12 protein-coding genes are annotated in these 10747 nt (G+C 39.7%); 4 read left to right on the top strand and 8 right to left on the bottom strand.

The window, feature by feature from the left end; genetic code table 11:
* Positions 1 to 25 precede the first annotated feature (25 nt).
* Positions 26 to 205, top strand: coding sequence for a transposase (locus A5N85_RS16990; protein WP_115306057.1), 180 nt, complete (start codon positions 26 to 28; stop codon positions 203 to 205).
* 298 nt (positions 206 to 503) lie between these two features.
* Here the strand turns inward: A5N85_RS16990 and A5N85_RS14675 are convergent, their stop codons facing one another.
* The 8 genes from A5N85_RS14675 to prfB all read right to left on the bottom strand — a co-directional run bounded on the left by A5N85_RS14675 (position 504) and on the right by prfB (position 7728).
* Positions 504 to 731, bottom strand: a complete 228-nt coding sequence (locus A5N85_RS14675) for a hypothetical protein (RefSeq protein WP_143143228.1) — start codon at positions 729 to 731, stop codon at positions 504 to 506.
* Positions 732 to 865: 134 nt separating this feature from the next.
* Complete coding sequence (locus A5N85_RS08470) at positions 866 to 3046, bottom strand: UvrD-helicase domain-containing protein (protein ID WP_072576839.1); 2181 nt, start codon at positions 3044 to 3046, stop codon at positions 866 to 868.
* A gap of 8 nt (positions 3047 to 3054) precedes the next feature.
* Entirely contained in the window at positions 3055 to 3957 is a 903-nt protein-coding gene (locus A5N85_RS08465; protein WP_072576838.1) for a L,D-transpeptidase family protein, read from the bottom strand.
* Positions 3954 to 4409, bottom strand: a complete 456-nt coding sequence (locus tag A5N85_RS08460; RefSeq protein ID WP_072576837.1) for a hypothetical protein — start codon at positions 4407 to 4409, stop codon at positions 3954 to 3956. The genes A5N85_RS08465 and A5N85_RS08460 overlap by 4 nt, the downstream gene beginning before the upstream one ends.
* A 21-nt stretch (positions 4410 to 4430) precedes the next feature.
* Entirely contained in the window at positions 4431 to 5918 is a 1488-nt protein-coding gene (gene lysS / locus A5N85_RS08455; protein ID WP_072576836.1) for a lysine--tRNA ligase, read from the bottom strand.
* A 30-nt stretch (positions 5919 to 5948) separates the two neighbouring features.
* Positions 5949 to 6095, bottom strand: a complete 147-nt coding sequence (locus A5N85_RS15140; RefSeq protein ID WP_211268119.1) for a hypothetical protein — start codon at positions 6093 to 6095, stop codon at positions 5949 to 5951.
* Between the two features lie 184 nt (positions 6096 to 6279).
* A complete protein-coding gene (locus A5N85_RS08445) occupies positions 6280 to 6630 on the bottom strand; it encodes a hypothetical protein (protein ID WP_072576834.1) in 351 nt (116 codons plus the stop codon).
* Positions 6627 to 7728 (bottom strand): peptide chain release factor 2 gene (gene prfB / locus A5N85_RS08440; protein ID WP_115306030.1). Its coding sequence is split into 2 segments (ribosomal slippage): positions 6627 to 7655 and positions 7657 to 7728, totalling 1101 coding nucleotides; the frame shifts between segments, so codons are not numbered across the junction. Before prfB ends, A5N85_RS08445 begins: the two co-directional genes overlap by 4 nt.
* Before the next feature lie 134 nt (positions 7729 to 7862).
* Between prfB and purD the strand changes: the two genes are divergently transcribed.
* From purD to A5N85_RS08425, 3 genes are all read left to right on the top strand, one after another.
* Positions 7863 to 9119: a phosphoribosylamine--glycine ligase gene (purD, locus tag A5N85_RS08435; RefSeq protein WP_072576840.1), complete on the top strand. Its 1257-nt coding sequence runs from the start codon at positions 7863 to 7865 to the stop codon at positions 9117 to 9119.
* Complete coding sequence (gene can, locus A5N85_RS08430) at positions 9116 to 9760, top strand: carbonate dehydratase (protein ID WP_072576832.1); 645 nt, start codon at positions 9116 to 9118, stop codon at positions 9758 to 9760. The genes purD and can overlap by 4 nt, the downstream gene beginning before the upstream one ends.
* Before the next feature lie 581 nt (positions 9761 to 10341).
* The gene (locus A5N85_RS08425; protein ID WP_072576124.1) at positions 10342 to 10698 is read left to right on the top strand and encodes an IS630 transposase-related protein; all 357 of its coding nucleotides are present in this window, start codon (positions 10342 to 10344) and stop codon (positions 10696 to 10698) included.
* The last annotated feature ends 49 nt before the right edge of the window (positions 10699 to 10747 follow it).

Genomic DNA, 10747 nt, shown 5'->3' with positions numbered 1-10747 from the left:
ATGCCGCTTTTCATAAAGCAGTGATATTCAAGCAATCATTGAAGAGCATGGGCATGAGATAGTTTGGTTACCCCCTTATAGTCCAGACTTAAATCCTATTGAAAAGATGTGGGCTTGGATTAAGCAAATACGCAAAGAATGGCGGATGGATTGTATTGATACTTTATTCTTTTATCTGCTTTGGATTGGGTTGGGTTTTAGATGATTGCACTATAGTTTGCTGTTAGATTTCATTTTTCTAGACTAACAGGTTATTCCTGATAGTCTAGAGCCAAACTTAATAGCTAATCAATATAACTAAGCCTAATAGTTTTCAAGAAATACAGCTAAAAATCCTATTGTATGCTAGCAAGTTGACTATCCTCTTGAGCACCAGCCTCAACCATAGTCAATTCCTCACAAAAAAAGATTTTTTCTTCTTGTAGCTTAAAGCTAGCAATAACTTTTACGCGTATATTTTTATTTCCTGACTTACGAACATGAGCAATATGCTTCGTAAAAACTCACTCTCTTTCACCAACAATAGCTTCTATTTCTATATCTATTGCTTCAGTATGCTCAGCTAATGCCGCGAGATGTTGCACAAATGCTTTATAGTCATAGTCTAGGCTTTTACCATCAACAATTTGCAAATAGTTCTGTGAAAAATATTTACTAATTTCAGCTTCATTCATTTTTTTCTTATCTGATAATAAATTCAAAGAAGCTATCACTATTTCCTTATTAGTCATCACTATTCTTAAGTCCTTCTAATCGTATTTTTCAATTTACACTCTCAAAAATCTTTTCATAGGTATATGATACTTATATTCAATTGAAATCAATTTGATACAATTTTTTCAACCCAATCAGTGGAGATTTTAAACTAAACTAATTGTCCTTTAACCGTTAATTTCGCATACGAAAGAATTAACCACTTCTCACCATGCGCACTAAAATTAATTAAAGCTCGACGGCTATTACCTTGTCCCTCAAAACTCATCACACAGCCTTCCCCAAATTTAGGATGCACAACTAAATCTCCTACCCCAAAAGGGTCATCACTTTGTGATTTCGGTAACGCGTAATTATCTGCTTTAGCAGAAGCCTTAAGCCTATCAAAAAGCATCGGACGAACAAACTCTAATAAAGATTCTGGAATTTCTTGAATAAATCTCGATGCCGACGGATAGCTTTCACTGCCTTGATAACGTCTTCTTTCCGCAAAACTTAAGGTCAGATTTTCTTGCGCACGGGTGATACCCACATAAGCCAATCGACGTTCTTCTTCTAACTTTTCACCAAATTGATTATGTTGTCCCGGAAAAATGCCTTCTTCTAAACCAATAAGAAAAACATTCAGAAATTCTAATCCTTTAGCGGTATGTAGTGTCATCAACTGTACCGCATCCAACCCTTCTTCTGCTTCTCTATCGCCAGCATCTAAAGCGGCATCATTTAAAAAATCACTAATCCGTTGATGATTATCTGCATCCACTGCATCACAATGACGTCCGGCGCTAATCAATTCATACAAATTTTCTTTACGAGATTCGCTGTCTTCCTTTCGGCTTTTTTCATGCATATTGGCTAAGCCTGAATCTTGGATAATTGTTTGTAGCGCAAATTCTACAGAGGGATTTTCTTGGATTTTTAATTGTAGTGCTTCAATCAGTTCGACAAATCGGTTAAGCGCACTAATGGCTCGAGTAGAGAAATGTCGTTGAACAGTTTCCGAATCCTTTAAGATTGTCCAAATAGAGCGATTACCTTGTCGCGCTAAACTACGTAAATCCGCAACCGTTTTTTCCCCAATACTACGTGCAGGCACATTGATAATTCGCTCTAATGCACCGTCATCATCAGGGAATAACACCATACGCAAATATGCCAAAGCGTCCTTAATTTCTGCACGCTCAAAAAAACGCAAACCACCCGTTACTCGATAAGGCAAATCATTTTGAATAAAAACTTCTTCAAAAACACGAGAAAGTGCATTATTGCGATACAAAATCGCACAATCTTTTAATCGCCCACCCGCTTCTTGCCATCTTTGAATTTGCTCAGCCACATAACGCGCTTCATCGTATTCATTAACCGCTGGATAAATCCGAATCAATTCGCCTTCTTTGTCCGCACTCCATAAATTTTTCCCCAAGCGATTATTATTATTGGCAATCAAACCATTGGCTGCGATTAAAATATTGCCTGTTGAACGATAATTCTGCTCCAAACGGATGGTTTCTAAGTCGGGATAAAATTGATCCAAATGCAGAATATTCTCAACTCTTGCCCCTCGCCAAGAATAAATTGACTGGTCATCATCGCCCACCACAAATAGCCTAGCCGCTTTTCCAAGCATCAAAGTAATAAAGCGGAACTGTAATAAATTTGTATCTTGAAACTCATCCACCAATATCGCGCGATAGCGCTGATGAAAACTTTCTCGAATATCTTGATGCTGCTCTAATAACTCAACCGTTAATAGCAACATCTCGGCAAAATCCATCCGCCCTTGTCGAATACAAGCGCTTTCATAATCGCTATAAAAATTGCGCACCAAAATATCTTGCTGAGTTTTTGTTGGCATATCATTTGCGCGTATTCCATCTTCTTTCATCGCATTGATGATATTGCGCATCAATTTTGCATCGACGGCTTGCACTTGCCAATTCACCTCTCGCATTAAGCGCTTAATCAGTCGCAATTGGTCTTCGCTATCCATAACGACAAATTCATGCGACCAATTCATACGCTCAGCATGTTGTCTTAAAATCCGTCCACAAACATGATGAAACGTCCCCATTCGAATAGTCGATAATGGGTATTGTAAAGTTTCTTCTAGGCGGCTACGCATTTCTCTCGCCGCTTTATTGGTAAACGTTAGCGCCATTAAAGAAGCAGGATGATAACCCTCTACTTTCATCAACCATAACATCCGCTGAACCAATACACGAGTTTTACCACTGCCCGCACCAGCAATCACACGGATAATGCGCACATCGCTCGTTACCGCTTCTCGTTGAGCCTCGTTAAGCCCTTCTAATAGCTCGCTAACATCTTCCACAAAATTTCCTAATGACTATAAGCAACGGAAACCGGCATACCACTGGCTTCATTAACCACCGCGCGAATAAGGTCTTCAGAAACCGTCAGCCCTCTTTCAGCCGCTTTTTGATTCACCAAATCTAAAGCTTGTTGCATTGCTGCTTGCGCACTTAAATTATCCTCATCAATTGGCGGATGATATTCCAAATAAAGCTCATCCCCAAACCAACCAACTTTCATCTCTTGCTTGATAATATTCACCTTTTCCCCTTTTGGAACCATTTTGAATAATTCTTCAATTCCTTCAGGGAACATACGAATACAGCCGTGAGAAACCCGCATTCCTACACCCCATGGCTTATTGGTACCATGAATTAAATAGCTAGGATTAGAAAGGCGCATTGCAAATAACCCTAGCGGATTATTGGGTCCTGCTGCAACCACTGCCGGCAAAGGATCCCCTTTTGCTGCATGCTCTGCACGAATGGAAGCTGGAGGCGTCCACGTGGGATTTGGGCGCTTTTCTGTAATTGTCTGTACGCCTAATGGCGTCGCCCAATCTTCCCGACCAATCCCGACAGCATAAACATAAACGACTTTTTCATCTTTAGGGAAGTAATATAAACGCATCTCAGGCAGATTTATCACAATCCCTTCATGCGGCACATCAGGCAAAATATAGCGAGTTGGCACCAATACTTTCGTTCCCTCACCGGGATACCAAATATCCACGCTGGGATTCGCATTTTGCATCGCCTCAACGCCAACCCCAAAGCTCCGCCCAATATCTAACACCGTATCTTCCTGTTTCGCGGTTACCTGCCGCACCATACCCACCAAATCCACGCCGTCAGGCGGCAGAATAAACTTTTCTGCTTGCGAACTAATAGCCACAAAGCCTAATAAACACGCAAAAAGCCATTTTTTCATACGATTTCTAATCCTCGAGATTGATAGTTTTCCTTAATTTGAGTAAACCATTCTTGGATATATTGATACGTTTGGGCACTTGGACTATTAATTTCAATTGTGCCGCGCACTTTAGGAACCTCGGCACGTAAGTTACCAATATTCCAATCTAATACTCTAATTGGCATACGGTTATTTATCCATTCTGTGCGCTCATCAGGATCTTCATCTTGTGAAACAAAATAATGACCTCCAATAATTTGCACTAATGCAATTGCCATTGCTCCTGTATGAATTAAAACGATATCACCATATTTTAGTTTTTTAAAATCATTAATTTGCTTCTCTCCACCTTCCCACTCACCTAACCCGATAAACCCTTTTTGTTCCAATATCCACGGAACATTCGACGCATAATAATCTTGCGAATCTGTTGGAAACATTTGCATGTGAGCAAATTGTTTAGTAGTCATACTTTTCTCCTATTAAAAAATTTATTCATGACGCATCAATGGGAACAACAATACATCTCGAATTGATGGGCTATCCGTTAAGAGCATTACTAAACGGTCAATTCCAATTCCTTCCCCAGCCGTTGGCGGCATACCATATTCTAAGGCACGGATATAATCGGCATCATAATGCATCGCTTCATCATCGCCTGCTTCTTTTGCTGCCACTTGCGCTTGGAAACGCGCTGCTTGGTCTTCAGCATCATTAAGCTCTGAAAAGCCATTTGCCATTTCACGTCCACCAATAAAGAGCTCAAAACGATCCGTAATTGCTGGATTTTCATCATTACGACGCGCCAAAGGCGAGACTTCCCAAGGATATGCCATAATGAAAGTGGGTTGAATTAATTGATGCTCTACTGCTTCTTCAAAGAGCATCGTTTGCAGTTTACCCAAAGCCTCATCAGCGCTGGTTTTTTGTTTATATTCTTTATTTAAAATCGCTGATAATGCTGCCGCATCCGTCAAAATATTGGCATGTTGTGGCGCATATTTTTCAACTGCTTCTAAAATCGTTAAACGATCAAACGGTTTAGCAAAATCAATTTCTTGTCCTTGATAAGTGATTTGACTGCTACCTAAAACAGACTCGCTTAAACCACGCAATAACACTTCTGTTAAATCCATCAAATCCTGATAATCTGCATACGCTTGATAAAATTCCAGCATAGTAAACTCAGGATTATGACGAGTAGAAACGCCTTCATTACGGAAGCTTCGGTTAATTTCAAATACTCGCTCAAACCCACCAACTACTAAACGTTTTAAATACAATTCTGGTGCGATACGCAAAAATAGCGGCATATCCAGTGCATTATGATGCGTAGTAAACGGTTTAGCAGTTGCCCCCCCAGGAATAGGATGCATCATTGGCGTTTCCACTTCCATAAATTGATGATCCTCAAAGAAATGACGGATATAGCTCAACACTTTTCCACGCGTTTTAAAGACTTCACGACTATCTTTATTCATGATTAAATCCACATAACGCTGACGATAGCGCGTTTCTTGGTCAGTTAATCCGTGGAATTTCTCAGGCAATGGGCGTAGCGATTTAGTCAATAATTGAATTTCAGACGCATGAACCGTTAGCTCACCGGTTTTTGTACGAAATAAATGCCCTTTAGCACTAATAATATCGCCGACATCCCACTTTTTAAATTCCGCATAAACGCCTTCTGGTAAGTCATCACGCGCAATATAAAGCTGTATCCGCTCGCCACTGCCGTCTTGAATTTGTGCAAAACTGGCTTTGCCCATTACACGCTTACCCATCATTCGCCCGGCAAGTGATAGTTCTCCTGCTTGTTGTAAGGCATCGGCATCAAGCGTTTCCGCATAAGTTTGATGCAAATCTGCTGCTTTATGCGTTGGACGCGCATTATTTGGGAAAGCGACGCCTTTCTGTTCACGAATAGTGGCAAGTTTTTGCCGACGTTCTGCGATAAGTTTATTTTCTTCTACGTTCATTTAATGAGTCCTTGAATCTTCTAGGAAATCTTAGGGAATACGCCGATACATCATTTCACAAGTATGGCTGAGACGCTTCATGGCTTTTTCATTCATCTGCTTAATCATAAGCTCAATATAGGCTTTGTTTTCGTCGCTTGCTTCTGTTTCCGCCTGAGCGGTGGTTTCATCAAGCATTTTCATAGTTTCCTCAATAGTAGCAACCGTTTCCAAAAGCACTTGATTGCGCTTTTCATCTTTGTGAATGCGCACAACTGTTTAACCGCTTGAATATATTGCTGACAACTGTCAGGTAATTCTATTGCGACTGTTTCTGCTTGTACAAAACCTACCAAAAATGAAAAGCATAAAAGGTATTTTTTCATCGTCGAGGCTCCGATAAAGTTGCTATTTCTTCCTCAGTCTTTGCAATCTGTCTATCAATCTCAGCAATTTTACTGGCACAATCTCGGATAAAATCTGAGCGCTGTGTATCATTTTGTAAATTCTGCCATGCCTGAAGCAATTCCAAACGCGTCTCTTCAATAGATTGCTGAAGTACTTCTGATTGCGCACGCGCATTGGGATTCAGTTCCGACCATTGATTAAGCCGTTGTGATAAAGTTTCCATCCGATTTAACACCGTTTGGCAATCTATTGGCAACGCCATATTGCTTGCGGCATCGCTTGCACTATTTGCTATGAATAAGGAAGATAAAATCAACTTTTTCATCCCTCAATGCCTTGTTTGAGGCTTTCTTTAATAAATGGATCTAAATCGCCATCTAATACCGCTTGCGTATTGCTTGTTTCATACCCCGTACGTGCATCTTTTATTCGTCCAGAATCCAACACATAAGAGCGAATTTGACTACCCCACCCAATATCAGATTTGCTATCTTCTAACGCTTGGCTTTCTGCACTACGTTTATTTAATTCTAATTCATATAATTTTGCGCGCAGCTGCTTCATACAAGTATCGCGGTTTTGATGCTGACTACGACTGTTTTGTGATTGCACGACGATATTCGTGGGTAAATGCGTAATCCGCACCGCAGACTCTGTCCGGTTGACGTGCTGCCCACCTGCACCAGAAGCCCGATAAACATCAATCCGCAAATCCGCTGGATTGATTTCAATTTCAATATTGTCATCAATCTCAGGAGAAACAAATACCGCAGCAAAACTGGTATGTCGACGATTGCCACTATCAAAAGGCGATTTTCTGACCAAACGATGAACGCCAATTTCTGTCCGCAACCAACCATAGGCATATTCGCCTTGAAATTCGATTGTTGCCGATTTAATTCCTGCAACTTCACCAGGCGATTCCTCAATTAGTTCGCATTTAAAGCCTTTTGCTTCGCCCCACCGTAAATACATTCGTAATAACATAGAAGCCCAGTCTTGCGCTTCTGTCCCGCCTGAACCTGCTTGAATATCTAAGAAAGCATTATTGGCATCCAGCTCACCAGAGAACATTCGACGAAACTCTAAATCTTCAATACGCTTTTCTATGCCTGCAATATCTTCTAAAGCCGCATTGACGGTTTCTTCATCTTCTTCCATTTCTGCAAGTTCAATCAATTCTCGCGCATCATTTAAGCCTGTCGTGATTTCATCCAAACCATTAACGACGTTTTCCAGCGTTGAGCGCTCTTGTCCTAATGCTGTAGCTTGTTCTGGATTATTCCAGATATCAGGATTTTCTAGCTCTCGAGAAACTTCTTCTAATCGTTCTGCTTTACCGTCATAGTCAAAGATACCCCCTAAGTGCATTTGCACGCGAAAGCAGCGTATCTATTCGTTCATAGGTACTATTTAGTTCCATAAAGGTAATCCATTAAAAAAGTGAGTTATTGTAACAGAAAGCCTTTTAAACCGCTGACAGGAATTTACGCCCTTTTTTAAACCAATTTCGTTAAAATAAGTTCTTTTAGCTGCAAAAGAGATTTAATTATTATGATGAAAATACTCATTATTGGAAGTGGCGGTCGTGAACACGCGATTGCTTGGAAACTAGCACAAGATCATCGTATTGGACGAATTTATGTTGCTCCCGGTAATGGCGGAACAGCAGCTTTAGAACGCTCAGAAAATGTTCCTTTAACGACAATTGATCAATTAATAGCTTTTGCAAAAGAAAAAAGTATCGACCTTACGATTGTTGGCTCAGAAGCCTTATTAGTAGAAGGCATCGTTGATCAATTTAAGGCGGAACGTCTACGAATTTTTGGTCCGGATAAAGCCGCAGCGATGCTAGAAGGCAGTAAAAGTTATGCAAAAACATTTATGCAAAAATACGGCGTTAAAACCGCTGCATACCAAAGTTTTACTGAGTTAGATGCCGCTCTACAATATTTAAAAATCTGTCCTTATCCAACTGTTGTTAAAGCCAGTGGTTTAGCCGCTGGTAAAGGCGTTATCATCTGTCATACGCATGAAGAAGCAGAAACTGCCGTTTATGAAATCATGCAAGAAAAATGTTTTGGCTGCGCTGGTGATGAAATTGTTATTGAAGAATTTTTAGAAGGCTTTGAAGTTTCTATTTTAAGCTTTTGTGATGGCCATACCATTTTGCCGATGCAAACCGCAAAAGACCATAAAGCCATTGGTGATGGTAATACCGGAGAAAATACTGGTGGCATGGGAGTCGTTGCCCCTCATCCTTTTTTAACAAAAGCACAATATCAAGCTTTTATTGAAGATATTCTTAACCCAACATTAAAAGGCATACAAGCAGAAAACCTACAATTTGCTGGTATCATCTTCTTTGGGTTAATGGTCAATAAAAATGACGTCTATCTACTGGAATATAATATGCGAATGGGCGACCCAGAAACTCAAGCCATTTTACCGCTATTAGAAACCGATTTTCTTACCCCTATTTTTGCTTGTTTAGATGAAAAGCTAGACACCATCGAATTAAAATGGGCAGATAAACATTCTATATGCGTCGTTGCTGCCTCAAAAGGCTATCCCGGCAACTATCAAAAAGGCTTCCCAGTTCATCATTTAGAACAAGCGAAATTTTTTGCGCAGGTTTTCATCGCCGGTGCGACTTACAAAGACCATCAATACTTTACTAATGGAGGACGCGTACTGAATGTTGTTGCGCTCGGCGATACACTTGAAGCCGCTCGTCACAATGCTTATTCTGGTATACAGGCTATTCAGTTTGAAGGAATGACTTATCGTCACGATATCGGAATTGCACCATGAAAAAAAAACATATCGAAGCACTACTAAAAAGCAATAAGGAATGGGCGGCAAAATTTGCTGAAGATAATCCGGGAATATTTGAAAAACTCTCCAACCAACAAAGTCCACAATATCTCTGGATAGGTTGCTCAGATAGCCGTATTCCAGCGAATGCTGTTATGGGTCTACTTCCCGGAGAAGTTTTTGTTCATAGAAATATTGGCAATCTTGTACACGCTATGGATATAAACTGCCATAGCGTGATTCAATTTGCTGTTGAAGAACTTAAAGTTAGCGATATTATCATTGGTGGGCACTATGATTGTGGTGCCATTAAAGCAGCATTGTCTAATAGAGATTTTGGCATGATGAATAATTGGCTAAGAGGAATAAAGGATGTTTACCATAAACATGCTGGTTCTTTAATTGGAATGGATGAAAAATCAGCCCATAATCGCATGTGCGAACTCAATGTTATTGAGCAAGTCCGCAACATTTCCCGAAGCAATGCGGTTCAGCGTGCTTGGGCAAAAGGACAATCCTTAGCTATCCATGGCATGATTTATGGTGTTCATGACGGACGCTTGCATGACTTAAACGTTTCTGTAGATTCTAATGATACGCTTGAAAACATCTATAAACTTCTCCCGAATCAATCATAGATTTTTATCGCAAGAAATTAAATTTTATTAAAAATCACAAAGTGAAATCATCAGAATTACATATTTTAGATAGAAAAAGTGTTCTATCTAAATATAGGGACCTTTGCAAAATTCCGTTTCACACAAATTTTTACCACCAGCAGAAAAATTAACACTATGATTTTAATATGTTTTCAAAATTTGAAAAATTGAAATTTCCCTATTTTTAGGAGTTTTTCTCATATAGTCAAAGGCTAATAAAAAGTGGCGGAAATTATAGCCAACTTCCTAAAAAATACATATATAGTGAAAGGCTACTAGAATAGTTATAGCGTTAAGATAGATGAATAAAGTAAGCACACATACTATTACTGGAATAGCGATCTAATTTCTGTGACTCTTTTATTAGCCTTTGACTATAACGTTAACTCAATATCCACCTTGAAAACAGCATTCTATCTCCAAGTACTATATGTATTTTTTGGGAGTCCTGCTATAGCCAGCCCTTTACTATAGTCAAATCACTTATAATCCAATCTATCCAAAGCAGATATAAAGAACAACTTGTAGTAGAATTATCAAAAACAAACTGAGTATATCCTATGACCTACTGCCGCCAATTCCGACAAAAAATTCTTAACGATATTGCTAATGGAGAAACTTGGCGCGCTGTTGCAAAGCGCTACAAGATCAGCAAATTCACCGTCTATAGCTGGATTAAAAATCCCCATCCTAAAGGCTTTACTGAGCGTAAGCCCTCAAAGATTGATGATGAAGCCTTGCTTAAGGATATTGAGCAGTATCCTGATGATTACCAATGGGAAAGAGCTAGACGTTTTAATTGCTCGCAATCAGCGATTTGTTATGCTCTAAAGCGACTAAAGATAACGCATAAAAAAAGATTAACCAACATCCAAAAGCCGACACAGAGAAAAGAGAGCACTTTCAAGAACAAATAGTGGATAAGACCGCTCAAGAAAAACCGATAGTCTATCTTGATGAATGTGG

This window comes from Suttonella ornithocola, from assembly GCF_001889065.1.
GTDB lineage: Bacteria > Pseudomonadota > Gammaproteobacteria > Cardiobacteriales > Cardiobacteriaceae > Suttonella_A > Suttonella_A ornithocola.
Note: the sequence above shows the minus strand (reverse complement) of the source record. Positions and strands in the feature narration are given on the sequence as shown.